This is a genomic window from Ferruginibacter paludis (genome assembly GCF_030409685.1).
GTDB classification, from domain to species: Bacteria; Bacteroidota; Bacteroidia; order Chitinophagales; family Chitinophagaceae; genus Ferruginibacter; species Ferruginibacter paludis.
Window position 1 is genome coordinate 194,540 of record NZ_JAUFQJ010000003.1, and the last position, 25,278, is coordinate 219,817.

Consider the following 25,278-nt stretch of genomic DNA (forward strand, 5'->3'; position numbering starts at 1 on the left):
GTGTTAAATCGATTATTGATAGTCATCAAAAACGTCGCCCAACTTAATACAAACTTTAATACCGGTCATATAATACCAATCTTTTGCATCCGGATTTCCCCTGATATGACCAGCTATCCCTGCAGAAGGTTTATTTTGCCGAAATGATAATTCTGCTGCAGTAGGACCTCTTTTTGCCAGCAACACCTGTGGATCAGCATAAGTACTGCTTACATCATCCAGGTAGTCTGTATTGATGTAACGGAAACCCCACTCATATATAAGATCAATTCTTTCGCTTGCCTTAAACTTCCAACCCAAGCCTATCGGAATAAACATCTTGGTGGTCTTGTACATTGGCCTGTTAGGGTATTCTGACAATCCCTGTCCCTCTGTACCTAAAGGCTGTAAAAATACTTTAGTATTATTTTTGTCATAAGTGTAAGGATTGAAATGAAAAACACCTAATCCGACAAATATATAAGGTAACCCGTCATAAACCGTAGGATCAGCCAAATTTATTTCCGCAGCAACACTTCCCTCCAGGATATTTGTTTTAAAATTAAGATTACGGGAAACCAACCCTGCATCTTTACTGTATTTATCGTCGCCCTGAACCTTACCAAAATTCAAACCTGCACGTAGCACGACAAAATTATTGGGCATTAAATATTTAACATTGGCACCAAAAGATGGTCCAACTGTTTTAAAATTTATTCCGGGCCGTGACAGGTCTCCGCTATACCCGGTAATTCCTCCTCCTGCCTCTATTTGCCACTGCTGTGCAAAGCAGCCGCTGGCAATAAACATAAAAGCAACTGTCAATAATTTCATAATACAATTATTTTGTTTTGTAAAAATACAAATTATAAGTAGATTTTAACTATAAAACTGATTTTATAGATTTTCTTCTACTTCGCAATGTATTGTAAATATAAGATGTGTTCAATAAGTCGAAGCTCCTGGGTATCAAACTATATTTTATTTAAAATCAAACAATGTAGCAGTAAACACGCCTCGTTCCCGTTTTTTAAAAATAGCTTTCCAGTTGCCATTATATTTTATCAAAGCCGGAACCAGGTAATTTCCTGCATGCGCCATCTGCACTTCCATCTGCACGTCAAAATCATATACACCTGCATCATACCTTAAATTATAATTTCTTGCAACTACCTCAAAGGTCTTGTCGTTAAACCATGTCGTCATTTCATCCACCACTACCTTACCTTCTTTGCCCGGCTTTACTTTTTGCCTGAAAATATAACAGCTGGTCTTATTATACTCATCCATATCTACGCTCATATCATACAGTTCAGCCATATCATCCTCATAAATGGATGTTTTACCCGAAACAAAAGGTATACCGGTTATTTTTTTGCCTGGATTGAAAAATAATATTTTCAATTGTTCCTTATGTTTTTCCAGCCCGCTTTTACCGGATGTATTGAACGCATCGCCCGCCACAATATTATCTTCGCCGCACACTAATCCAGTTGTAAAGAACAATGAGGCATACATTTGGGCCGTATAATAGTTGTATCCGCTGTCAGTTGTATAAAAGTCCCCGCTGCTTTGTTGTTCCAGCGTCTCCATGCCTCGGCAGTTACTATCTCTTATTTGGTGAATTTTACTGTGCATCGTTGCCCGGTTACTACCGCTTTTATCAAGCATGCGTACATCATTAATAGCGATATAATTAAGGATTCGCAGATTTTTGAAGGCTTTGTAAAACGTAGTGTCGTTTTTTATGCGGTCAATAAATGCAGGTACATTTAATTTATTGTTTACCACTACTTCTGATAGTGTAATAGTTTTTTTGCCAATAATTAATGCACTATCCTGGCCTATTGCGACAGCAGTGTAAAGGATGCAAAACAAAACAGGTATGATTTTTTTTATCATACCTGCAAATTATTACAAAATCTTTGCGTCAAAATATTTGATTCTACTGACTGAAAAAAGGCACAATCAGTTTACGCTATTTTGGAAAAACCATTCGGTAATCTACCTGCACTTTTCCTCTCGAAATATCATCCAGCTTCCTTTTCAACAGGGTTCTTTTGAGTGGCTTTATGTGATCAATAAAAAGCTTGCCTTCAATATGATCATACTCATGCAATATCACCCTTGCTGTAATTCCATTGAAGGTTTTGGTATGTTGTACAAAATTCTCATCAACATAACTCAACGTTACCGATTCTTTGCGGCTTACATCTTCCCTGATTTTAGGTATGCTGAGACAGCCTTCTGTATAAAGCCATTCATTCCCGTTTTGTTCAGCTATATGTGCGTTGATGAAAACTCCTTTAAAACCCGGCTCATCCGGATAATCATCTTCATCATCCTCATCCATATTCTTAAAAATCTGTTCACTGTCAATAATAAATAACCGGATGTTTTTATTCACTTGCGGCGCCGCAATACCCACACCGTTACTGGCATACATCGTTTCCCACATATCGGCAATCAATTTTTCCAGGCCCGGATAATCATTATTAATATCATCACAAACCTTTCTTAAAACCGGCGAACCGTATGCTACTATTGGTAAAATCATATCGTGTTTTCTAAGCGATTGCTCTTGTTATTGTTTTTTGAAAAATAAACTGGAAAATCTACGCAAAACATAAAATGCCTTGCGTTTCAAAGTTGTCTATTTGCCATGCTGTACTACAAAATTACAATTATTTATTCTTATTGGATACTCTGTAAGTACTCCTGAAGTATAATGGTAGCCGCTATGATGTCGACATTTCCCTTTACCTGCCGGTCCTTTTTTTTCATTCCCATTTGCAGCATGGCATCTTTTGCCATTTTGGAAGTATATCGTTCATCAACGGTTTTAACCGGTATTTGAGGAAAAGCCTTTTGCAATTTTTTAACCGCTGCTTCTGCAAATGGTGTACCATGTGTCTCACTGTCGTCCCAGTTTTTGGGCAGGCCGATGATGATCAATTCCACCACTTCGGTTAAGAAATATTTTTTCAGGTAGGGAATTAATTCTTTGGATTCGATGGTGCTCAGCCCTGTCGCAATAATTTGAAGCGGGTCAGTTACAGCAAGGCCCGTCCTTTTTCCACCATAGTCTATTGCCAATATTCTCGCCATGCTAAATTTTTATAATGGGATTGGCATGATGGTGTAAAAAAATATCCAGCAAGACAAAAACCGCAAACACTACCGAGGCGATACCATTGGCCGTCATAAAAGCCAGATTTACTTTACTAAGGTCGTTTGGTTTTACGACTGAATGCTGGTAAAAAAGCATGCCGCAAAAAACAGCGATCCCAATCCAGTACCACCATCCAAAATCACCATAAATGCCGGCAAATATTACGCAGGCGGCAGACAATACATGCAGCATTTCGGACACCCTTAATGCTTTGGATTTACCCAACCATGCCGGCATAGAAAATAGTTTTTGCGATTGATCGAACTCCACATCCTGCAAGGCATAAATGATATCAAAACCACTCACCCAAAATATTACGGCCATTGAAAAAATAATTGGAAGCAATGCAAAAGCACCGGTTACAGCCAGGTAAGCTCCAATGGGAGCCAAACTCAAACCTACACCAAGTACCAGGTGGCACAAAGGTGTAAAACGCTTGGTATAGCTGTAAAATAATATTACAAACAAGGCTACAGGAGCTAATAAAAAACATACCCTGTTAATAAAAAAAGTGGCAGTAACAAATAACAGGCAGTTAATTATTACAAAGCGTAAAGCACTTTCTTTTGAAATAATACCGGCGGGGATTTCCCTGATAGCCGTACGTGGGTTTTTTGCGTCAAAATTTCTGTCGAGGTAGCGGTTAAAGGCCATGGCAGCGCTTCTGGCGAATATCATACATAAAATAACCAAAATAAATTTCCCTGCAAATTCATAATTCAGAAAATCTCTTTCAAATTGTTGGAACACATAACTTTCTTTGTTATCAGGCTTAAAAGCATTTATAACACTTAGCTTGCTGACTATGCCCAAAAAAAATCCAATAATGGCAAACGGCATTGCAAAAATGGTGTGACTAAACTTTACTAAACTCAAATATTTTTTTATACTACTCATTCAATAAATATTAAAACGGCGATTTTTTATTTTAACCATAAAGGCAACTCTTTTTTTACTCCCCTTTAGGCGATCAGGGCTGCTTTCTCACCAGTTCCCACAACACAACACCTGCTGCAGTCGCAATGTTCAGCGAATGCTTCATACCGGCTTGGGGTATTTCTATACAACCAGCGCATTGCTGAATGGTGCTTTGTTCAACACCGGTAACTTCATTTCCAAAAATTACTGCTATTTTATCCCCAATTTTATAATCAATATTATTCAGCAACGTGCTCCCTTCAACCTGCTCCACTGCAAAAACAGTATATCCTGATTCGTGCAATTCTTGTATTGCCAAATTCGTGTTTTCAAAATGTTTCCAGCTAACCGTATCCTCGGCACCTAATGCAGTCTTTTTAATTTCCTTATGCGGTGGCGTACAGGTATAACCACAAATATAAATGGCTTCCAATAAGAAGGCATCGGCCGTTCTGAACACACTTCCTACATTGTAAGCGCTGCGTATATTTTCAAGTACCGCAATCACCGGAATCTTTTCTGTTTGCTTAAACTCCTCCACCGTCAGCCGGTTCAATTCCTCCATACTCAGTTTTCTCATTCAAAAAAATTATATGCAAAAGTAATTCACATTCGCCACAAAGATTGCCACAAACTAAGTAAAGCCCTATTTTTGCGCCGTCTCAAACAATCAACAGCAACCGTAATCAATTAACTATAATGGCCAAAGCCACCACGGAAACACCTCTCATGCAGCAACACAATGCCATCAAGGCCCGCTACCCTGATGCCATTTTGCTTTTTCGGGTAGGTGATTTCTATGAGACTTTTGGCCAGGATGCAGTTACGGCATCTACTGTTTTGGGCATCACTTTAACCAAACGAAATAACGGCGATGCCAATTCATCGCAACTGGCAGGCTTTCCGCATCATGCACTGGATACTTATCTGCACAAGCTGGTAAAAGCCGGTTACCGGGTGGCCATCTGCGATCAACTGGAAGACCCCAAAGCCGCCAAGGGCATTGTAAAACGCGGGGTAACAGAATTGGTAACCCCGGGTGTTGCCACCAGTGATAAATTGCTGGAACATAACAGCAACAATTTTTTAGCATCCATTCATTTTGAAGAAAATATAACCGGCATTGCCTTTTTGGATATCAGCACCGGTGAATTTTTTATTGCCGAAGGTGATAAGGAATATGCAGACAAATTATTGCAGAGCCTGAAACCGGCCGAAGTTATTTTTCAGCGCAACCGGCAAAAATATTTTAAGGAATATTTTGGTACCAAGTTTTTTACCTATGCTTTGGATGAATGGGTGTTTGCAGATGCGTACGCACAGGAAAGTTTATTAAAACATTTTGGTACCCACAGCCTGAAAGGTTTTGGGATTGAAGGGATGCAACAGGGCATTATTGCCGCCGGGGCTATCCTGCATTATTTAAAAGATACGGAACATCCCAACCTTGGTCACATCACATCAATACAACGTATTGACAGGGAAGAGCATTTATGGATGGATCGTTTTACCATCCGAAATCTCGAATTATTTGGAGGTGCCGATGGCAGCAATACGCTGTTAAAAGTACTGGATAATACTGTTTCGCCAATGGGCGCACGTATGCTGAAACGCTGGATGGTATTGCCTTTAAATGACCTTTCTAAAATCAGGGAACGGCTGGACACGGTGGAATATTTTATTAAGGAAACGGACACCCGCAATAAAATTACGCAGCATATAAAACAAGCTGGCGACGTTGAAAGACTGGCCAGCAAAGTGCCGTTAAAAAAGGTAAATCCCAGGGAAGTCTTGCAGATCGCTAAAGGCCTGCAACAGGTGTCAGCCATTAAAACTATTTGCAGTACACTTAGCAACACTTACCTGCAACGCCTGGGAGATTCATTAAATCCATGTAAATATATCGTTGACAAAATAGTGGCGCAAATTAGCGAGAACCCGCCTGCGCTTGCATCAAAGGGTGGAATTATTGCGGCGGGTATCGATGATGAGCTGGACGCCTTAAGAAAAATCAGCAGTGGCGGAAAAGAATACCTGGTAGAATTACAGCAGAAAGAAGCGCTTGTTACCGGCATATCTTCCTTAAAAATCAGTTTCAATAATGTGTTTGGTTATTACCTGGAAGTTACCAACCTGCACAAACCAAAAGTGCCTGACACCTGGATACGCAAACAAACTTTAGCCAATGCGGAACGTTATATTACACCGGAACTAAAAGAATACGAAGAAAAAATTATTGGTGCAGAGGATAAAATTTTGCTGATAGAAATGCAGCTTTTCGAAAAATTGCTGAACGAGCTGCAGGATTATATAGCGCCCATGCAGGTAAATGGCCAGGTAATGGCCATACTGGATTGCCTGACCTGTTTTGCTGGCAACGCACTACAGTTCAACTATAAAAAACCTGCATTGAATGATGGTTTTATTTTAGACATCAAAGGAAGCAGGCACCCGGTTATAGAACGGCATTTGCCGATAGGTGACAGTTATATTGATAATGATATTTTACTGGATCCGGCTACGCAGCAGATCATCATTTTAACCGGGCCCAACATGAGTGGTAAAAGTGCCATACTGCGACAAACCGCCCTGATTACCCTGATGGCACATATGGGCAGTTTTGTTCCCGCAAGAGACGCCAATATTCCGTTGACCGATAAAATTTTTACCCGTGTTGGTGCAAGCGATAACCTCAGTGGAGGTGAAAGCACATTCATGGTAGAGATGAATGAAACTGCAAGTATTATCAATAATATTACCAGCCGCAGTTTGATTTTACTGGATGAAATTGGCAGGGGCACTTCTACTTATGATGGTATTTCTATTGCCTGGAGTATTGTCGAATACCTGCATAAAAGTGCTCATCAACCAAAAACATTGTTTGCCACTCATTACCACGAACTGAATGAACTGGAAAGCAAATTACCCGGTGTAAAAAACTACCATGTAACCAATAAAGAAGTCGGCAATAAAATTATTTTTTTACGCAAACTGGCGCCCGGCGGTAGTGTACACAGCTTTGGTATTCACGTGGCACGCATGGCCGGTATGCCACCGCAACTGATTGACAGGGCCAACGAAATTTTATTACAACTCGAAAAAAGCCGGGACAGCAGTGATGAAAACCAAGGCTCCACTTTGCAGCAAACAGTTAAAAATTTAAACACCCCAAAAATGCAGCTGAGTATTTTTGATGTTCACTCCGTTACTTTTGAGGAAATACGTTCGCTGCTGAATGCTGTTGATATTAACCGCCTCACACCTGTGGAAGCATTATTAAAATTGCAGGAAATAAAAGCAAGGGTAAAATAATTACACTCCTACCCGACCGCTTCTTTGCCCACAAATTTATTTTGATGCACTTTAGTGGCTCCCCTTACAATCAGGTATTGCGCAAGACAATAGGTACTCATAATGATGAACCCCGCCGCAGGAAATGATTGATAAAATTTATTGATGGCCAAGATACTATCCGATATTACAAAACAGACAGCGCCCGCAATAAACAGCAATGCTATGTGAAAATCAATTTTATAATATAGCCACAATGCCATGCACAGCATCGCCGACAACACAACGGCATACACTGTTACTGGAATTTTAAGCGCTCCCAGGAAGGAAAAAGTAAATACAACAAACCCACTACGTAAATGGCCACCGGTAGTATAAAAAAAAGGTTTCCTTTTTTCGTTAGTGTGATAACCGAAGCTATTTGTCTGAAATAAAAAATATAAAACAGGTGACCAATTAAAAATCCAACCAACCCTAAAATAAAAAATATGGGCTGCATGGTTTCAAACATCAGTAATACATCTCCCAGCCATCCAAAAAACAATCCCAGCAGCATCAGCAGAAAACGTTTATCTTTTACAGGCCCAGTTTCCATTACCAGTAACAACATCAACGAGGGCATTAGTAATGGCTTTGCGATTGAGTGCAGTATCGAAATACCAAAAGTATTGGACAGTATATCGGTAACACAGCAAAGCCCAAAAAAGTAAGCAATCGTTTTATTCTTCATCTGCCCAAGGTAAAAATAAAAACCACCTTAAAAAAAATATTACTATGCAACTGAAAGCCTGTTGTAATTGTCATGCATTTTAAAGTCAATACTTTTTCCATGAAAAATATTTTTTCCATTAAGGTTGAAATTAAAAAATTACAAACTCCTATCTTCATCCTTTGCAGCCCTAACTAAACGCCCTATTTTATTTTTATTTTTTGACATTTTGTTAAAAAAAAACACCAGTTAATTGATTGCTTCGGGCATGGTAATTCCTGTTACAAGTTCCTTCATTAACTTTGACCGATTATACGATGAAACACTTTTTGGTATTGACATTAATATGCTGCCTTTTTACAGCGGCTACCAGGGCTCAAACCTGCACCGGATTGGGTCAAAATCCGAACACGGCATTTCCTGTTTGTGGTACCGATACCTTCGTTCAGGGTTCAGTGCCAGTCTGCGGCGGAAAACGCGTGCTTGGTTCATGTGACGCAGACCAAATTACCGACATAAACCCTTACTGGTATAAGTTTACCTGTTTTTCAGCGGGGACACTGGGCTTTGTTTTGTCCCCTGTAAACCAGGGTGATGATTATGACTGGCAACTGTTTGATGTTACCAATAAAAACCCGGCGGATGTGTACACAGACCTTACCATGTTTGTAGCCTGCGACTGGAGCGGTGAATCTGGTAATACCGGGGCAAGTTCTGCAGGCACCTCACTTAAACTTTGTGGAGGATATGGTGTGCCTTTGTTTAGCAGGATGCCAGCTTTGATCCAGGGCCATCAATATGTTTTATTGATCAGTCACTTTTCGGGCGACTCTCAAAGCGGTTATAAGTTGACATTTGGCGGCGGCACTGCCAATATCACCGATCCGCTGGACCCGCATTTAGCAGCGGCAAGAGCTGCTTGTGACGGATCTTCAATTTCCGTAAAACTCAATAAAAAAATGAAGTGCCGCAGTTTAAATGCTGATGGCAGCGATTTTACAATAATACCTTCCATTGCTCCCATCATTGGTGCTGTTGGCGTAGGCTGTTCCAGCAGTTTTGATATGGATTCTGTTGTAATAAAACTCGGCGGTATTCTTCCCCCCGGCGATTATAAAATTACTGTAAAGGCAATTGATAATCTGTTGGACAATTGCGATAAAATGATCCCCCCGGCAGATACACTTAAAGTCACAGTCTATCCTTTGATTGCCACTCCAATGGACAGCATGCAAAAGGTGGCCTGTGCACCTGATGTGTTGCGGTTATTTTTCCGTGACCCAATGAAATGCAGTTCCATTGCCTCAGACGGAAGTGATTTTGCTATTACAGGTACAAGTACGGTAACCATTGTAAGTGCCAGCGGTAATTGCAACAGCAATGGCCTTACAGATATTATCGAAATAAAATTATCTGCTCCTGTTCAACAGGCGGGAAATTTTAAATTGACCCTGTTAACTGGCTCTGATGGAAACAGTATCATCAATGAATGTGGAAAGGAAACTGCACCAGGAGTTGCTCTTGCATTTACAACCAAAGACACAGTGTCTGCAGCCTTTAATACCAAAGTAAAATATGGCTGCGTTACCGATACTATTTTTTATAGTCATGACGGAAGCAATGGCGTAAACAGCTGGCAGTGGACATTTGATAATTCAGTAAACAGTATTACCAAAAACAACACGCTTACTTATACCGTGTTTGGCCAAAAAGAAGCTACACTGGTCGTAACCAACGGAACGTGCAGTGACACAGCTTCTACTACTCTTTATTTAAACAATGCCATCAATGCCATGTTTGAGTCCACGCCGGTTGTATGCCCTGGCGACCCTGCTGCTTTTATCGACCAAAGTACCGGAGATTTAAACACCCAATGGCAATGGAATTTTGGCAATGGTATTGTCAGTACGCTTCAATCGCCACCCAATCAATACTACCCTTCGTCCAATGCCATGCATGATGTGCCAGTCCAATTGATTGTTACCAACAGCATCGGATGCAAGGATACTGCTATCAATACCATTACCGTTGCAAGTAACTGCTACATTGCAGTCCCAAAAGCATTTTCTCCTAACGGAGATGGATTAAATGATTACCTCTACCCTACCAATGCATATAAAGCCAGAAGCCTCCTTTTTCGGGTATACAACCGGTCGGGACAATTGGTATTTGAATCCAGGGATTGGGCAAATAAGTGGGACGGCACCTTCAAAGGTAATCCACAAGATCCCGGCACCTATGTTTGGATGTTGAACTATACCAATATTGATACGGGAAAAGCCATCGCCCAAAAAGGCACCTCAGTATTAATCAGGTAAAGCCTGAGCTGACCGAAGTTGCTGATTTTGCCGCCTTAAGCAAATACATGTTCATTTCCGCGTACATGATTAAGCGTAAGGCAAATAGAATCATGCAGTGTCTGTCGTAAGGTTCAAACCATTCACTTAAAACGTAGCCTTTTTTAAAAAATTGGTATAATAGTATTTAAAGATTTCTAAAATTATTTGTATGCAACCCAACGCAGTCCATTATGCAGATTACCTGGAGCTGACCAAATTATTAAACGCACAGCACCCCGAAAGCAGTAAAAACGGTGCACCGTTGGCCCATGATGAAATGTTGTTTATAATTATTCACCAAACGTATGAACTGTGGTTTAAACAAATACTTTTTGAGGTTGACTCAGTACTTGCAATTATGCATCAACCCGTGCTGGATGACAACGCAGCAGATATGCAAACCGTAGTACACAGGCTTAAAAGAGTAGGAACGATTCTAAAAATACTGGTACAGCAGGTTGATATTATTGAAACGATGACGCCTATGGACTTCCTTGATTTCCGGGATATGTTGCGACCTGCATCAGGCTTTCAAAGCTGGCAGTTTAAAATACTGGAAGCAAAGCTGGGTATGCGTTTTGAGGACCGACACGGCAAAGCCTATTATACCTCACAATTATATACGGCAGAAATTACCCTTATTAAGGAAGCAGAAAATGCACCCTCCCTGATGATGTTATTGAACAGGTGGCTGGAACGGATGCCTTTTTTAACAGACCTGGCTGCATGGACGTCAGACAAAAGCGGGAGCAATAATGACACCGGATTTTTTGCAACTTATGAAGCTATTTATACAAACAGCCTGGCAGAGGCAGAAAAAAACAACATTGCTTTTTTTAAAGAGACTTTTTACGATGAACCCAAAAAAAACCACCGGCACTTAACGGCAACGGCTTGCCGGAATGCTCTTTTTATTATGTTATACAGGGGATATCCGTTGCTGGAATTGCCTTTTCAATTACTGGAAACTTTATTGGAAATTGACCATCAGTTAGGTAACTGGCGACACCGCCATATCAATATGGTGCAACGGATGATTGGCACCCGTATTGGTACAGGTGGCAGTACCGGCGCCGGCTATTTGAAGGCTGCAATGGATACGCACATTATTTTTAAAGAAATTGCGCAACTAAATAGTTTTTTGGTTGACAGGCGAAAGTTACCGGCGTTACCAACCGAAATATCAATTAAGCTGGGCTATAGCTTTTAAAAATAACAAAAATCACTTTCAATTAAAGTAACTCTTCAGTTCTCCTTTTCAATAAGCTGAACAATGGGCGTGTAAATCGTACTACTGTAAATAACACCTTAAAAATGCCGGCTGATAGTCTACTGCGCAGCACTGGTATATAATAACAATTTTCCTTTTGCAGTGCAGAATATTTTTACACTTTATTTATCAAAACCTATTTTATGAATTTAAGAGGATGTCTCGTGCTTACTTTTACCGCGATTTATTTTACAGCAACTGCACAAAAAAAACAATATGGTCTTACTGCATCACTGAATATAAGTAATGTTACTGGAAATGGCATGGCGGCTAAATATCAGTCAGGCTTTGAAGCTGGAGCATTTGCGCTGATACCCGTCACTAAAAAACTGAGCCTTCAACCAGAACTGCTGTTCAATTTATTAAAAGTAAGCCGCAGCAACAGTTTCCCTGTTTATTATGTAGATAATAACAATCCTTCCTCAAGCATGGCTTTTAACCTTGCTTATCTAAGTATTCCAATTTTACTGAACTATCCCCTCTCCTCTAAAATAACAATTAACGCAGGCCCGCAATATAACCTGCTGGTGTATTCAAATGAAGCCTTGTTATACAACAAAAAGGCATTCAAAAATAATGATGCCGGTGTCAGGGCAGGAATGCAATTTCATCCATCCCCGGATGTCAGTTTATTTACCAGTTATTACTATGGAATTACCAACATTAACGATATTGATAGCAGGTATCAATGGAAAAACAGGCAATTTCAATTTGGCGTGAATGTAGCGGTTTTTGGAGTGAAATAAACCTTAGCACATTTATTATTGATCAACCCATGAACTCATAAAGCGCTCAAGGGTTGCTTTGCAAACCTAAAATACGATGCTAGCTTGTAAAAAATATTATGGCATTGCCGGTTGGATAAAAACAGCCCGTAAGTAAGCACAAAAACCACTTCAAAACCATAGATCATTAAAAAGACATAAATAAAAGCATGAAACAATAACCCAGCCGCCAGCAGGGGTCTCCGGAATTTCTTTTTCCACACAAGCAAAGGAAATAATAATTCAAAAAGCAAGGTGGCATAGTTGGCGATATAATCGAACCATCTTTGATGAACAATGTACCTATTCCATCCCGTACCTGTATATCGTTCCATCGACATTACATAATAGGTAGCTTCACCCCGAAACCATACAGGATCGATTAATTTGTAAATACCTGCAGAAAAATAAGCCATGCAAAGCTGTAGCATTATGGATAAAGCTGCAAAGTTGCTGATCAGATTACGGATTTTTTTCAGTTCAGTATTATCTTCTTTTTCCTTAAATAAAACGAAGTGGTGGTATGATCCGGCAAAAATCAGGTAAAATAAAATCATTCTTGCAAGGATATCACCCCCATTGATTATGGACATATTTAATCTTTGCAGCAAGCAAACAAACAAAAAAAGAACAGTCGCACTGATGTGTTTGCCAACCCCCAACAGATTTAGCGCTATAACAAACGTGTAGGCGAAGATGAACCATCCATGGTGGCTTTTTGCAAGAGTAAAGATTCCATAGATAAAGTTGCGATGTGATACCGCATTGGCTTCAACAAAGGCCGATGTGCCGTATAATAGATCCAGGCTATCCCAGTTAATAAAAAGCTCCTTGAGCAGCCAGCAACAAAGGGCCACTCTTAAAAAAGCCAGGTAAAAAGATTTATAATTCTCTTTCTGCAGTAACTCAATATAGTGAGAAATATATCGATGCATCAATTGGCAAGCATATTAAAAGGGGTTTCAAAAACTACAATTTCGGTTGGCTTAAAATTATTATCATCCATTTGCCCAAATGGCCTGATTTGTTTTTCTGTGATCAATATTTTTATTTCTTTTCCATTTCTATCAATTTTGTGTTGCTGTAATACCATCCTGGCATAATTGGTCAATGTATTTAAATTAGCCGTATAGGCTCTTTTGTTAATAATCGCCGCAATAGCGCTTGCTATGTACAAAGAATCGGCGCAGGATGATAGAATTTGCGACGGCTTTTTTTTATTAAGCCATACATGTTTCTTTAGATTCCACACATTATTATTCACCAGGTGGTCTATAACATTTTCTTTTTGATTGAAAGGAGCACGCCGCTGCTTTTGAAGTGCAATATTTTCGAGTACTTCAATAGTGTCGGCCAATCCATGGTTTGTGCCATTTCTTACAATAAAATATAAACGATCATTAAAAGTAGAGGGGGGCGTGAACAATGTCCACGAAACGCCGAAGGTATTCGTAAAAAAAGGAGACCGGTGCGATATTATTTCACTGGCCCTGGTAACCGGCATTGCCAGTATGAAAATTGCTACCCAGTAAAATATAAAAATAACTATAGCAATACAAGACAGTATGTAGACATCCCGGTTTTTAGTATTCATAAATGAAAGGCATTTACCCTGGTTCCGCGAAAATTGTTATAAGACATTAACCGCCGAAACACAGCAAATATACGCCGCAGGCAAATCCCCTGCATGGAAAGTAACAGGTGATTGTTTAAATCAGGGCGATGTAAAAAAGACATTGGCGTTCAGTAAAAAACGATCTGAAACGGTTGCCTTTTAGCAGTCGAAATAATGCTATCAGATTTATATGTATAAATTTGTTCTGTTGATATTTAGAAAATCATAAAAATACCTAACTGAGGTTAGGTTACATTTTGAACTTTAACATTTACTATTCAATACAGCAGGATGGAGTTAAACAGAACATTTGATGATGCAACACTTGTACAGGCACTGCGGTCAGATAGCAATCCGGATGACGCTATCAGGCATTTGTACCGTACACAATATAATTTGACAAAAGTATACATACAGCAAAATAGCGGAAGTGAAGAAGATGCAGAAGATATTTTTCAGGAAGTGATTTGCACTTTTATTGACATAGTAAAGAAAGATAAATTCAGAGGCGAAAGCAGTGTGAGTACATTTTTATATGCATTAACCCGTAACACCTGGCTAAATGAGTTAAAGAAAAGAGACCGTGCAAAAATCAGGGATGAAAAATTTGAAAAACAAAAAGATACAACAGGCCCGGATGTAGGCCACTTTATCGCAAACAGGGAAACGAAAAATCAACTGATGCAACTGGTAGATAGTTTAGGAGCAACATGCAAACAAATATTGCTGGCTTTTTATTTTGACAACCTGGCCATGAAAGACATTTTAAAAACTTTGGCGTATGAAAATGAACAAGTAGTTAGAAATAAAAAATACAAGTGTTTAAAACAACTGGAGCAAATGATAACATCAAACCCTCAACTCGCTAAAAATCTTAAATCTGTATATGAATAATAATTTCACAACAACCGAATTATTAATCCAATACCTGGACGGGGAACTGGATGAAACACAGGCTGCTGATATAAAAAGAACACTTGACCAGGATGAACTTGCACGGCAAGAACTGGAAAACCTGCGTATGGCAAAAGCAGCAATAGTATCCTATGGAATAAAAAGCAGGGTTGGATTGATACATAAGGAAATGATGGAAGAACTTAAAACGGAAACTACGGCAACTGTGGGCGTTGTGAGGAGTATGCTCCGGTATTCTTTGCGCATAGCAGCTATTTTAATTTTGGCGGCAGGTTCATTTTTTACCTACCAGTATTTTTCTGCTACACCGGAAAAACTTTTCAGTCAAAATTTTGCCAGTTTTAAGATAAATGAAACAAGGGGCACCGGCACATCTGCATTAAAAAACGCTTATCAGAAAGGCGACATGCCGGCAGTAATTGAGCAATATAAATTGCTGCAGCAACCGGGGAAGGAAGATTATTTTTTAGCAGGTAATGCCTATCTCAACAGCAAGCAACCGTCAAATGCAATTGACGCATTTATAACTCTACAGCAAAAAAACAAAACAGACAATACGCATTATTATGAGGAAGACACAGAGTATTTCCTGGCAATGAGCTACCTGGCCGCAAATGAAGCTGAAAAAGCATTTCCGCTATTAAAAAAAATAAACGCAGACGTTACTCATCCTTATCACCAGCATGTTTCTGACTGGTTGCTTCGCAAAGCTGCGCATGTAAATACTGCTAAGTAAAATACCCAACACTCCTATTTTAATTGTACAACCCATATTCTGTATGGGTTTTTTATTTTTTTAGAAAGCCGGTTACATTTTATACAACAGCAGTTACCAATTAATGTAGTTCTTAAAATTTAAACCATTACACAACAATTAAAAAAACATTATCATGAAAACGCTTTCATTTAAACCACAACTAAAAACATTTATTGCTTTTTGCTTGATATGCCTTGGCCTGGCTGCCTGTCAAAAAACTTTACCGGGTGGTGATGCTGCCACCGGAGCCAAATCTTCCGTTAATATTTTTATTACGGATGATCCGTCCTTAGCTTTTGATCACGTTTTTCTTGATATCAGCAAGGTTGAAATAAAGGTGGAAGACAGTTCCGAAGCGGAACACGAAAGTGAGCATGAGAGCGAATCAGATGATCACGACCACAACGGCGAAGTTTCCGGCGGCTGGATGAATGTTGATATTCACGCGGGAGTGTATGATATTCTTGCTTTCAGAAACGGGCTGGATACATTGTTTGCATCCACCAGTTTTAGTTCAACCAAAAAAATGAAAAAAGTGCGACTGACGCTGGGTAATAATAACAGTGTTGAATTGGGTGGAGTACCTTCACCTTTAATGATTAAAGGCAATGACAATTTCGTAGTGATAAAAATTGATGAATCGCAGGTACAGCTTAACAACGGCGGTTTGACAAATTTCTGGATTGATATTGATGCAGGCCAGTCTATCAGAAAACATGGTAACGATTTTGAATTAAAGCCAAGTGTTAAGGTATTTAGTAAGGAAAGGTCAGGCAGCCTGGAAGGCCGCGTTTTTCCAAAAGATGCCAAAACGGTTGTAACAGCAACCAATGGTATCGACACCAGCACAGCAAAACCAGAAGACGAAGGTGAATTTAAATTCATTGGCCTTAAGCCAGGAACATGGACACTGCTGTATCATGCCACCGCAGGAAATTATAAAGACACAACAATTACCAATATTATAATTGGTGAAAAAGAAGATACCAAAGTAAATAATGTAACCCTCCGCAAATAAGCACATCCTTAAAACCAAAAGACAGGGCAATTATTTTTGCCCTGTCTTTTTATAAAAAAATATCGCCACTAAAATCATCACTGCCATTGCCGCAATAAAAAAATACCATTTGTAACTCTTGCTTACCAATTCCTGCTGATCCCCTATCAGCACCAGGTGTGCCCAGTATGCCGGACTTTTAAAACGGGTGTCGATTTCGCTGCTGTTTAAATAATCAATTTTTGCTTTTTGCAAAGCCTCATCTTTTTTTAATCCCTTCTGCAGGTAATAGTGAAGGCGTTTTATAATAAATGCTGTTGCTATATCATCCGCCTTCCATAAAGAAGTTATCACGCTCTTGCAACCGGCGTAAGAAAATGCCCTTGACAAACTGATTACACCTTCGCCGCTTACCATTAAGCCATTGCCGGTTTCACAGGCACTTAAAATCACCAGTTTTGCAGCCTTTATATCCAGGTTATAAATTTCCCTTTCATATAAACGGTGGCTTGTATCGGCATCGCCTTTTTTACCATAAAATTCTATGTAAGATCCCAAAGCATTTGTATCATTTACAACTGCATGTGTGGCAAGATGAATTACAGGATACTGCTGCGACATCGTTTCAAACTGTGCTTTTGTCGCATGTGAACCGGATAAGACTTCTCCAGGAAGACCATCTATCTCCTCGCCGGATGAAGGAAGTGGCGGCAATATTAGGGAAGCATTGTTCTTCTCAGAAAACGGAGCCATGGCCAGCACTTGATAATTTATTGACTGCTGACTATTTTTTTCTGGCAAAAGCCCTGCTGTGTAGTTATATGAAATAGCATGTTTATTAAGCAACAAAGAACCATCAGCTGAATTAAAAAGCATTTCGAAAGGCACGTAACTTATCTCGTTATAGGGGATGATAAGAAGGTGGCGTATGTTTTTTATTTTTTCAACAACTGGTAAAATCAAATCATTAAAAAGCGCCGCCCCGTATTGCTTCAGCAAGCGTCTGCTGGATGCCGCAGGCGTTTGAAGCTGTTGCCGCAATGATACTACTGTTAAAAAAAAATCCTCTTTCAGCGGGGCAGATGAATATCCAGCTTCCTTATCGGTTATATAGAAACAGAGCAGGCTGTCAGTTGTATAATAGTAAGAAAGAATGGCCTCATCATTTGACACCATTTTTTTCCTTAGCATCTCTGTAGTAACAGAAGTGTTGTTAAATTTCAGCTGATGATATAACGGATCCTGATCCAGCTTTTCCTGGACTGCAGCAAGATTTATTTCAGCTTCATCGTTTTCTTTCTTCAAAGCGTGCAATGTCACACTATCTTTTGCCTGGCTTAATTGTATACCCAGTTTAGCAATCTCTGCCTTATATTTTTTTTCAGATGCAAGCAGCCCGGATGGTAATCCTGCCATGGATGACAATTCCTGTTGCTGAAGTCCGGCCTGCAAAACTGAAGCCTTATTATTTTCCGCAAACATAAAAGCTGTCTGAAGATATTGCTTATCCCTTGTTTGATTGAAGAGACGGATTGCAACTGCCACCGCCTGCTGCGTTGCAGGACTAACCTTTGTCTTTAAAAACAGCCGGGCATCATCTGAAAAATAAATACGCTCAATGTGTTTTGCTAAGGCCGCTGCCGAAGTATAAGCATTTAAAGCATATTGCAGATAATGGCGCCCCGGTTGCAAGCTTTCCAACATATTCAACGCACTGGCCTTTGCGGTCAACGCATCAAACAACAACGAGAAATTTTGTAAACCGGTAAAAGAGAGTGGGTTGTTTGCAATATTGACATCGTTAAAAAACGGGTACAGGTATTGTATGGCAAGCTGGTAATCGTTTATTGCTTCAAGAGGCTTGCCGCCTGCAACTTTCAAATCACCTGAATAAGTCAGGTTAACTCCGTAATTAATTTTTGAAGAATAACTTTTTGCACCAGCGTAAATTGCAGCGGCTTTGTTGATGTAAACGCCAGCGGAGTCATATTTCTTTTGTTCTAAAAAAACCTTTGCTATGGTGTTGTATTTTTCAAGATCCATCTGGTGAATCTGTCGCAAAAAACGAAGCGCCGTTTCATAATCCCGTTCGCCCATGTAAGCATTTGCCATGTTGTAGTACAATTCATTCAACGCTATTTTATAAGGCAATACAGTGTTAAAGATTTGAAGTGCTTTTCCATATTCATGCAGCTTCAACCAGGCCGTAGCAATGTTATTTTTATAGTTCACTATAAAAAAATCACTGCCTGCTTTTTTATTTTCCACTACCGAAAGCGCCTTTTCAAAATAACGAATACTCTTCCTGTAATCCCCGGTTTCATAATACAACGCTCCCAATTTATTGAACAGCCTTTCCGACTCGTCTATTGCTGGATAAGTCGCATTGATTGCCTCTGCTTTGGAATAATAATATTTTGCGCTGTCGAGATCATTCAGTGTGTAGTGAATGCTTCCTGCATACAAATAGGGTTTAAAAAGCAGGGAGTCTGGCAGATGATTGCCTTTAAAAAAAACAGTTATGGCTTTATTGAAAAACGAAAGTGCTTGTTGCTGATCATTCGCAGACATTTTTAAAATCCCTGACTTCAGATAACAATCGAGTAATACCGGGGTGTATACATTTTTTTGCTGTAAGGTCCTGGCGATCTGTTGATAGATTGATAAGGCTGTACTATCTGTGGTCGTGGTAGCATCCGGTGATGCATACAATTTTTCAGCCTGGCGGTACAATTGTTCGTAGGGAGCAATCTCTTTTATACCCTGGCTTTGCGGAGAAATGAGTACCAGTAATAAAATAAAAAGCAGACAATAGAAACGAAGCATCCGGACCAAATTTGAAGCAATGTAATTTTAAATCGGGGTAAATTACAAAACAATCCGGAACTATGATTTCCTGGTAAATTTTGTGCTACCTGGCAAGAATAAAAATACAGGGAGGCCGAGGCTTTGAGGGCTTTCCGGCCACACCAAAAGGTCTGTTTAACGTTAAAGTATTGGAGAGATTGGTTCTGAAAACAGTGCCATTTCTTGACTGAATAATGTCATACACTTCCTGGGTAACATCATTAATAGAATCGAAGTAGTATAACTTTACTTTTAATGAATTGAGGGCTTTGCCGCTTTTATCGTTAATGCGGTAGTTCATCAGAAACTCGTGGCGGTCGTTATTGGAAGGTGTTGAACCAAATACCCCATTACGAACAGTCTGAGCAAGATTTATTGTACCATTTGAAACGTTTACCGTACATCCTGCACCGTTGCAATTGGATCCTTCATCGAATAAAGTACCGCTGCCTGAACCCGGTATTGCTGCACCTCTGCCCGCATTGTACAATGGCTTTAAAACAGAATCAGCCGTCGTCAGTTTATAAAATCCATCTAAAAAATTAATCCCTGAAATTACCAGTATTGTACTGATGGTGTCTTTACCGCCAGTTGGCAAAAAAGTAATGCGGTAACGAAGGCCGGTTTCGCTTTTTGAAACATTGATAGCACCCGTGGCAGGATCAATTTCTATTCCTTCCGGGAAGCCGCCATATTCACCAGCAAGCGCCTGGGTAGGTTTGATAATGTAATCTTCAGCCTGGTCTTTCAGATAAAAAACTGAGTCGCCATAACTGAGTGTAAAACCGGGTGGTACAACAGGTGTTATCGCCGTATCTTTTTTACATGAAAAGATAACCAAGAGTAAACTGGCAGTAAATAAATATTTCCAGGATTTAACTGACATATCAAAGTTTTATAGGTTGGTCAACGCTGCTTATATAAATGTAACCGGCAATTCAAAAATAAAAAATTAACTCACTTTCTAAAGTGACTGGATATATTTTAACAAAATTAAGCAATCGGACAATTTTAAAGCTATAGCATTTCCTGAAGCGCTGCCACTACTGCATCTACTTCTGCCTCCGTATTGTTTTTACAAAAACTAAAACGCACCGTAACCTGGTTGGGGTTATTATTGATTGCCCTTATTACATGGCTACCCTGTTCCACCCCGCTGGTACAGGCACTGCCACCACTGGCGCAAATGTTATGGATATCCATATTAAAAAGCAGCATCTCCGACTTTTCTGTTTTAGGAAAACTAACACTCAGCAGCGTATATAAACTTTTGCCGAAAACATCCCCATTAAATTCAACACCGGCAACGTACTTTTTTAATGCATCGTGCATATACTTTTTTATACCCCCTATATAAGCACTGTCTTTTTCAAATGCCGCAGTAGCCAGTTCCAGGGCTTTGGCAAAACCTACTATGCCATAAATATTCTCGGTACCTGCACGCATATTGCGTTCCTGGCCTCCGCCTTGTATCATAGGCTTTATCCGCACATTTTCATTGATATATAATATCCCTGCCCCTTTTGGACCGTGAAATTTATGGGCTGCACCGGTGATAAAATGTACAGGTGTATTGCGCAGGTCAAAAGGAAAATGCCCTACCGTTTGAACAGTATCGCAATGAAAAACGGCGTTGTATAATTTACATAAATTGCCCACTGCATGTATATCAAGCATGTTGCCAATTTCATTGTTGGCGTGCAACAAAGTAACCAATGTTTTTTCTTCAGTTGTGGCCAGTAATTTTCCCAGGTGTTCCAGGTCAACATGACCGTTAGGGAACAATTTTACATGGCTCACTTTTACGAGCTGTTGGGCAGCTAAATGCTCTACAGTATGTAAAGTGGCATGGTGTTCAATGGCTGAAGTAATAATATGCGTACAACCCAAATCTTTCACGGCTGCGGTGATGGCTGTATTGCTGCTTTCTGTTCCTCCACTGGTAAAAAATATTTCTGCCGGATGGGCATTTAAAATTTTGGCTACTGATTTTCTCGCTTGTTCAATGGCCATCTTTGTTTCGCGGCCATAAGAATAAATAGACGATGGGTTACCAAATTTTTCAACCAGGTAAGGCATCATAGTTTCCAACACAGCGGGGTCAAGCGATGTTGTTGCAGCATTATCAAAATAAATTCTTGTCATAGCAGATGGGTGATGAAGGGCAAATTTGAGTTGTGAATAATGAAAAAATCAGCAAAATAACAGGTAGTGAAGGAGCTAAAAACTGATTACCCATTCACAATTGACCAGTCACTATATCACTTCATGAATATCTTTCATCAGCCTTTTGGCGATGTTATCCGCAGTGGTTTCAAAATTGCTTTCCGCATAAATGCGGATGATTGGTTCCGTGTTGCTGGTACGAAGATGTACCCAGTCGTTATCAAATTCTATCTTCAAACCGTCTTCAGCATTGATCGGCTGATTTTTATATTTGTCCTTGATTTTTTCAAATATGGATTGCACATTGACTCCTGTTGACAATGTAATTTTATTCTTGCTGATGAAATAGCCGGGGTAAGTATTTCTTAACTGCTTGATACTTTTTTTGCTGTTGGCAAGATGCGTTAAAAACAAAGCGATGCCAATTAAAGCATCCCGGCCATAGTGCAGATCAGGTACAATTATTCCCCCGTTGCCTTCACCACCAATTACAGCATTCACTTCCTTCATTTTGTTTACCACATTTACCTCGCCGACTGCGCTCGGAAAATATTCACCGCCATGCATCACCGTAACATCCTTCAATGCTTTGGTGGAAGACATATTGGAAACAGAGTTACCCTTTCTTTTGCTAAGTACATAATCGGCCACAGCCACCAATGTATATTCTTCACCAAACATGCTGCCGTCTTCACAAACAAAACACAGGCGGTCAACATCCGGATCTACCGCTATACCAAGGCTGGCATTTTGTTTTACCACTTCTGCACTTAAACCTGTAAGATGCTCTGGTAAAGGTTCAGGATTATGCGCAAATTTGCCGTTTACTTCTGCATTCAGCACTTCAATTTCTTTAACACCCAATGCCCGTAACAAAGCCGGTACTGCAATGGCGCCCGTACTGTTTACAGCATCAATAACTATTTTAAATTTTGCCTTTTTTATGGCGGCAACGTCTACCAAATCGTAATTTACAACAGCATCAATGTGCTTTTGTAAGGCATCTTCATTGGTTGTAGTTACGCCGAGTTTATCAACAGGTACAAAAGTAAATTCTTCGGCAGCTGCAATTCTCAATACTTCTGTTCCTTCAGCTGCGTTGATAAATTCTCCTTTGCTGTTGAGTAGTTTTAAAGCGTTCCATTCTTTTGGATTATGGCTTGCAGTTAGTATGATACCACCAGCAGCATTTTCGAATACCACGGCCATTTCCACGGTTGGCGTTGTACTATAGTCAAGATCTACCACATCAAATCCAAGTGCATTTAAAGTACTGATAACAAGATTTTTAACCATGGCGCCACTGATGCGTCCGTCACGTCCCAGCACAATCTTTCTGTTTGCCCCTTCCTTCATTAATAAGGTGCCATAGGCAGCAGTAAACTTAACTACATCCAATGGAGTAAGGTTGTCGTTTGTTTTGCCCCCGATGGTGCCGCGGATACCTGAAATGCTTTTTATTAATGCCATTTGCTGCCAAATATTAGGTGAGCGGCAAAGATAAGAAATACGGCACTGCTTCCAAAGCCCAAAAACCACCCGCCAGGCAATAGTGAAACCAGCAGCGGTTTTAAAAGCTGATTTTAGGATAGCAATCGTTTGCCTGAATTTCCGTAAAAGACTAAATTGCTTAATCCTTTTTGACAAATACCAGTTTAGATCTGTCTGACGTGTAAATTTTTGAAAAAAAGTCGGCAAGGAGCACCGCGTCTGTCGCTGGATAACGGCCGCTGTTTCGCTGCATAATTCTTACATACGATACTTTTCGTTCGTTTACTTTTATTGTAGAAGAATAGGTTCCGAATTTTGTATCAATGGTCACATTGGCCGGTATACTCTCCGCTGTATACCCTGCAGGTATGGTTATTTCCACCGAATCCACATCTGTAAAGGCATAAGGTATTTTGATATCAAATTTCCTTTTATCCGCCTGTGTAATTTTTGTGGTGGATTTATTTAGAACGTCGGGAGAAATAAATAATCTTTTACCTGAGATGCTGGCAAAATTATTGGCCGTTAATTCAAGTTTTTCCGTGACTACCGGCAAGGCGGCTTTCTGTGTAGAATAATTAAAGCTGCTAACATCGTAGGAGGGCAGATTGAGTTCTTCTTTTAAAATTTCAGCAATCTTTTCTTTATTAACTGCGTCCAGCATTCCCTGTAGTTCATCCTGCTGCTGGGCCTTGTATTTTGTTTCAATACTGGCAGTTAGCTTTCCTTCTTCATTGACATCAGCGGCAATCTTTCTTGTCTGCAAATTTTCCAGCTTGTTATAATCAGGCGTGTGAACCAGGGTTCCGCCATTTTCATCTACCAGCAGGGCATAACGGTTGCTTGTAAAACCACTGAGATAACCCATAGGTAAGGTTTGGCTTGTACACTCCAGCCACACCGTATCTTTTGGCTGTGGCACGCAAACAATAATGTGATTGAACTGGTTCGATGGGAAGTCAGCCAGTAAAGCCGTACGGTTTTGACCTGCTTTTATCAATGTATAATACGACTTAATACCAGCTTCTTTCAACAATGAATACATATAGTTGCTAAGTGCTTTGCAATCGCCGTAAGCTTTCGATGCAACATAGCTGGCATCGAAAGTTTGCCATCCGCCGATACCCAATTGAATACTGATGTAACGGGTATTCTTTTGCATGTACTCATACAAAATTTTAATTTTCTCTTTTGATGAACTAACATTATCTGTAAGTGCATGCACCTGTTGTTTTATATTAGCCGGCAATTGATCCCGGCCGATATTAAGTGCATAAATAAACTTACCAAATTCCTTCCAGTCGTTCATATTACCGGTGTAATGCTGAATTTCAAAATTGGAAGGTGCCAGGAAAACAGCGGTCGTAATTTCGTGCCACTCCGGCTGATACCGCTCACTTTCAATGGCGGGCAATTTTTCAACAGACCACTCATACTGTTGTGATTCTTTCAATAGCGTTTTTTGTGGCTCTTTGTTATAATTAAATACTTTATAACGGAGGTTATAATCCAGCGGACATTCAACAATGAGTTTACTTTTTTCCACTGCAAAGTTTTCGTCTTCTATTGGGAGCCAATGTGGCAAATAAAAAACACCTTTTAATTCAACTTCTGTTTGGTATTCTACTGTGTAGGGATACATGCGGCAGTTAAAATTATGGTGCTTAATCCTGGCGTCATCTGCAAGAGAAGATTCTGATGAACCGCTTAAATCCTGCACTTCACTCTTTTTGAGGGATTTTATCTTTTTCCCATTTTCATCGAATAGTGTGCCTGCAATATTTTCCACCGAAATGAACTGATCATAATTCTCCGTTAATCCAGCTGCATTTTCACCTGCTGCGTTTAATATGGTAACCGCATATTTATTGTATAAAACCGCCTTGCCCGCATTTTTAATCACCACCCTTAGTTCTTCCATTCTTTTTACAACATTGGCGTGCGGAAGTAACTCCGCCGGAATTAACTTTACATCATAATTAGTTTGGGCAAATGCTGATAAAAAGCAAGTAGTACTGAAGAGCGATACTAAACAATATTTTTTCATG

At 39.8% G+C, this 25,278-nt stretch carries 20 protein-coding genes and 1 pseudogene; 7 read left to right on the top strand and 14 right to left on the bottom strand.

The window, feature by feature from the left end; all coding sequences use genetic code 11:
• Positions 1–12: 12 nt before the first annotated feature.
• The 6 genes from QWZ08_RS05205 to QWZ08_RS05230 all read right to left on the bottom strand — a co-directional run bounded on the left by QWZ08_RS05205 (position 13) and on the right by QWZ08_RS05230 (position 4,649).
• Positions 13–813 carry a hypothetical protein gene (locus tag QWZ08_RS05205; RefSeq protein WP_290336179.1) on the bottom strand — a complete coding sequence of 267 codons (801 nt, stop codon included), beginning with the start codon at positions 811–813 and terminating at the stop codon, positions 13–15.
• A gap of 147 nt (positions 814–960) precedes the next feature.
• On the bottom strand, positions 961–1,881 hold the full coding sequence (locus QWZ08_RS05210; RefSeq protein ID WP_290336180.1) for a hypothetical protein: 921 nt from the start codon (positions 1,879–1,881) through the stop codon (positions 961–963).
• A 76-nt stretch (positions 1,882–1,957) separates the two neighbouring features.
• A complete protein-coding gene (gene def, locus QWZ08_RS05215; protein WP_290336181.1) occupies positions 1,958–2,536 on the bottom strand; it encodes a peptide deformylase in 579 nt (192 codons plus the stop codon).
• Between the two features lie 137 nt (positions 2,537–2,673).
• On the bottom strand, positions 2,674–3,087 hold the full coding sequence (gene ruvX / locus QWZ08_RS05220) for a Holliday junction resolvase RuvX (RefSeq protein ID WP_290336182.1): 414 nt from the start codon (positions 3,085–3,087) through the stop codon (positions 2,674–2,676).
• Between the two features lies 1 nt (position 3,088).
• On the bottom strand, positions 3,089–4,048 hold the full coding sequence (locus QWZ08_RS05225; protein ID WP_290336183.1) for a UbiA-like polyprenyltransferase: 960 nt from the start codon (positions 4,046–4,048) through the stop codon (positions 3,089–3,091).
• A gap of 73 nt (positions 4,049–4,121) precedes the next feature.
• A complete protein-coding gene (locus tag QWZ08_RS05230) occupies positions 4,122–4,649 on the bottom strand; it encodes an RNA methyltransferase (RefSeq protein ID WP_290336184.1) in 528 nt (175 codons plus the stop codon).
• A gap of 119 nt (positions 4,650–4,768) precedes the next feature.
• Between QWZ08_RS05230 and mutS the strand changes: the two genes are divergently transcribed.
• Entirely contained in the window at positions 4,769–7,381 is a 2,613-nt protein-coding gene (gene mutS / locus QWZ08_RS05235; RefSeq protein ID WP_290336185.1) for a DNA mismatch repair protein MutS, read from the top strand.
• A gap of 8 nt (positions 7,382–7,389) precedes the next feature.
• Here mutS and QWZ08_RS28175 read toward each other — a convergent pair.
• A pseudogene (locus QWZ08_RS28175) lies at positions 7,390–8,090 on the bottom strand (lysoplasmalogenase).
• A 296-nt stretch (positions 8,091–8,386) separates the two neighbouring features.
• Here QWZ08_RS28175 and QWZ08_RS05250 point away from each other — a divergent pair.
• From QWZ08_RS05250 to QWZ08_RS05260, 3 genes are all read left to right on the top strand, one after another.
• On the top strand, positions 8,387–10,387 hold the full coding sequence (locus QWZ08_RS05250; protein WP_290336187.1) for a T9SS type B sorting domain-containing protein: 2,001 nt from the start codon (positions 8,387–8,389) through the stop codon (positions 10,385–10,387).
• Positions 10,388–10,577: 190 nt separating this feature from the next.
• The gene (locus QWZ08_RS05255; RefSeq protein ID WP_290336188.1) at positions 10,578–11,618 is read left to right on the top strand and encodes a tryptophan 2,3-dioxygenase; all 1,041 of its coding nucleotides are present in this window, start codon (positions 10,578–10,580) and stop codon (positions 11,616–11,618) included.
• A 203-nt stretch (positions 11,619–11,821) separates the two neighbouring features.
• On the top strand, positions 11,822–12,424 hold the full coding sequence (locus tag QWZ08_RS05260) for a porin family protein (RefSeq protein WP_290336189.1): 603 nt from the start codon (positions 11,822–11,824) through the stop codon (positions 12,422–12,424).
• 35 nt (positions 12,425–12,459) lie between these two features.
• Here the strand turns inward: QWZ08_RS05260 and QWZ08_RS05265 are convergent, their stop codons facing one another.
• Both QWZ08_RS05265 and QWZ08_RS05270 read right to left on the bottom strand, forming a co-directional pair.
• Positions 12,460–13,377 (bottom strand): HTTM domain-containing protein, encoded by a 918-nt coding sequence (locus QWZ08_RS05265; RefSeq protein ID WP_290336190.1) that lies wholly within the window; start codon positions 13,375–13,377, stop codon positions 12,460–12,462.
• Positions 13,377–14,036, bottom strand: coding sequence for a hypothetical protein (locus QWZ08_RS05270; RefSeq protein ID WP_290336192.1), 660 nt, complete (start codon positions 14,034–14,036; stop codon positions 13,377–13,379). Before QWZ08_RS05270 ends, QWZ08_RS05265 begins: the two co-directional genes overlap by 1 nt.
• Before the next feature lie 312 nt (positions 14,037–14,348).
• Between QWZ08_RS05270 and QWZ08_RS05275 the strand changes: the two genes are divergently transcribed.
• From QWZ08_RS05275 to QWZ08_RS05285, 3 genes are all read left to right on the top strand, one after another.
• The gene (locus QWZ08_RS05275; protein ID WP_290336194.1) at positions 14,349–14,951 is read left to right on the top strand and encodes an RNA polymerase sigma factor; all 603 of its coding nucleotides are present in this window, start codon (positions 14,349–14,351) and stop codon (positions 14,949–14,951) included.
• Positions 14,944–15,708 (top strand): hypothetical protein, encoded by a 765-nt coding sequence (locus QWZ08_RS05280; RefSeq protein WP_290336195.1) that lies wholly within the window; start codon positions 14,944–14,946, stop codon positions 15,706–15,708. Before QWZ08_RS05275 ends, QWZ08_RS05280 begins: the two co-directional genes overlap by 8 nt.
• Positions 15,709–15,862: 154 nt before the next feature.
• Positions 15,863–16,747 carry a DUF4382 domain-containing protein gene (locus QWZ08_RS05285; protein ID WP_290336196.1) on the top strand — a complete coding sequence of 295 codons (885 nt, stop codon included), beginning with the start codon at positions 15,863–15,865 and terminating at the stop codon, positions 16,745–16,747.
• A gap of 30 nt (positions 16,748–16,777) precedes the next feature.
• Here QWZ08_RS05285 and QWZ08_RS05290 read toward each other — a convergent pair whose 3' ends face one another.
• From QWZ08_RS05290 to QWZ08_RS05310, 5 genes are all read right to left on the bottom strand, one after another.
• A complete protein-coding gene (locus QWZ08_RS05290) occupies positions 16,778–19,552 on the bottom strand; it encodes a CHAT domain-containing protein (protein WP_290336197.1) in 2,775 nt (924 codons plus the stop codon).
• Between the two features lie 85 nt (positions 19,553–19,637).
• Complete coding sequence (locus tag QWZ08_RS05295; protein WP_290336198.1) at positions 19,638–20,459, bottom strand: hypothetical protein; 822 nt, start codon at positions 20,457–20,459, stop codon at positions 19,638–19,640.
• A 131-nt stretch (positions 20,460–20,590) separates the two neighbouring features.
• Complete coding sequence (locus QWZ08_RS05300) at positions 20,591–21,718, bottom strand: cysteine desulfurase family protein (RefSeq protein ID WP_290336199.1); 1,128 nt, start codon at positions 21,716–21,718, stop codon at positions 20,591–20,593.
• Between the two features lie 111 nt (positions 21,719–21,829).
• Positions 21,830–23,209, bottom strand: a complete 1,380-nt coding sequence (gene glmM, locus QWZ08_RS05305; protein ID WP_290336200.1) for a phosphoglucosamine mutase — start codon at positions 23,207–23,209, stop codon at positions 21,830–21,832.
• A 160-nt stretch (positions 23,210–23,369) separates the two neighbouring features.
• Positions 23,370–25,277: a DUF3857 domain-containing protein gene (locus tag QWZ08_RS05310; protein ID WP_290336201.1), complete on the bottom strand. Its 1,908-nt coding sequence runs from the start codon at positions 25,275–25,277 to the stop codon at positions 23,370–23,372.
• Position 25,278 lies beyond the last annotated feature (1 nt).

Excerpts from the sequence above, each read along its gene's own strand:
- QWZ08_RS05205 (WP_290336179.1), bottom strand. The coding sequence starts at position 813 with ATGAAATTATTGACAGTTGCTTTTATGTTTATTGCCAGCGGCTGCTTT.
- QWZ08_RS05210 (WP_290336180.1), bottom strand. The coding sequence starts at position 1,881 with ATGATAAAAAAAATCATACCTGTTTTGTTTTGCATCCTTTACACTGCT.
- def (WP_290336181.1), bottom strand. The coding sequence starts at position 2,536 with ATGATTTTACCAATAGTAGCATACGGTTCGCCGGTTTTAAGAAAGGTT.
- ruvX (WP_290336182.1), bottom strand. The coding sequence starts at position 3,087 with ATGGCGAGAATATTGGCAATAGACTATGGTGGAAAAAGGACGGGCCTT.
- QWZ08_RS05225 (WP_290336183.1), bottom strand. The coding sequence starts at position 4,048 with ATGAGTAGTATAAAAAAATATTTGAGTTTAGTAAAGTTTAGTCACACC.
- QWZ08_RS05230 (WP_290336184.1), bottom strand. The coding sequence starts at position 4,649 with ATGAGAAAACTGAGTATGGAGGAATTGAACCGGCTGACGGTGGAGGAG.
- mutS (WP_290336185.1), top strand. The coding sequence starts at position 4,769 with ATGGCCAAAGCCACCACGGAAACACCTCTCATGCAGCAACACAATGCC.
- QWZ08_RS05250 (WP_290336187.1), top strand. The coding sequence starts at position 8,387 with ATGAAACACTTTTTGGTATTGACATTAATATGCTGCCTTTTTACAGCG.
- QWZ08_RS05255 (WP_290336188.1), top strand. The coding sequence starts at position 10,578 with ATGCAACCCAACGCAGTCCATTATGCAGATTACCTGGAGCTGACCAAA.
- QWZ08_RS05260 (WP_290336189.1), top strand. The coding sequence starts at position 11,822 with ATGAATTTAAGAGGATGTCTCGTGCTTACTTTTACCGCGATTTATTTT.
- QWZ08_RS05265 (WP_290336190.1), bottom strand. The coding sequence starts at position 13,377 with ATGCATCGATATATTTCTCACTATATTGAGTTACTGCAGAAAGAGAAT.
- QWZ08_RS05270 (WP_290336192.1), bottom strand. The coding sequence starts at position 14,036 with ATGAATACTAAAAACCGGGATGTCTACATACTGTCTTGTATTGCTATA.
- QWZ08_RS05275 (WP_290336194.1), top strand. The coding sequence starts at position 14,349 with ATGGAGTTAAACAGAACATTTGATGATGCAACACTTGTACAGGCACTG.
- QWZ08_RS05280 (WP_290336195.1), top strand. The coding sequence starts at position 14,944 with ATGAATAATAATTTCACAACAACCGAATTATTAATCCAATACCTGGAC.
- QWZ08_RS05285 (WP_290336196.1), top strand. The coding sequence starts at position 15,863 with ATGAAAACGCTTTCATTTAAACCACAACTAAAAACATTTATTGCTTTT.
- QWZ08_RS05290 (WP_290336197.1), bottom strand. The coding sequence starts at position 19,552 with ATGCTTCGTTTCTATTGTCTGCTTTTTATTTTATTACTGGTACTCATT.
- QWZ08_RS05295 (WP_290336198.1), bottom strand. The coding sequence starts at position 20,459 with ATGTCAGTTAAATCCTGGAAATATTTATTTACTGCCAGTTTACTCTTG.
- QWZ08_RS05300 (WP_290336199.1), bottom strand. The coding sequence starts at position 21,718 with ATGACAAGAATTTATTTTGATAATGCTGCAACAACATCGCTTGACCCC.
- glmM (WP_290336200.1), bottom strand. The coding sequence starts at position 23,209 with ATGGCATTAATAAAAAGCATTTCAGGTATCCGCGGCACCATCGGGGGC.
- QWZ08_RS05310 (WP_290336201.1), bottom strand. The coding sequence starts at position 25,277 with ATGAAAAAATATTGTTTAGTATCGCTCTTCAGTACTACTTGCTTTTTA.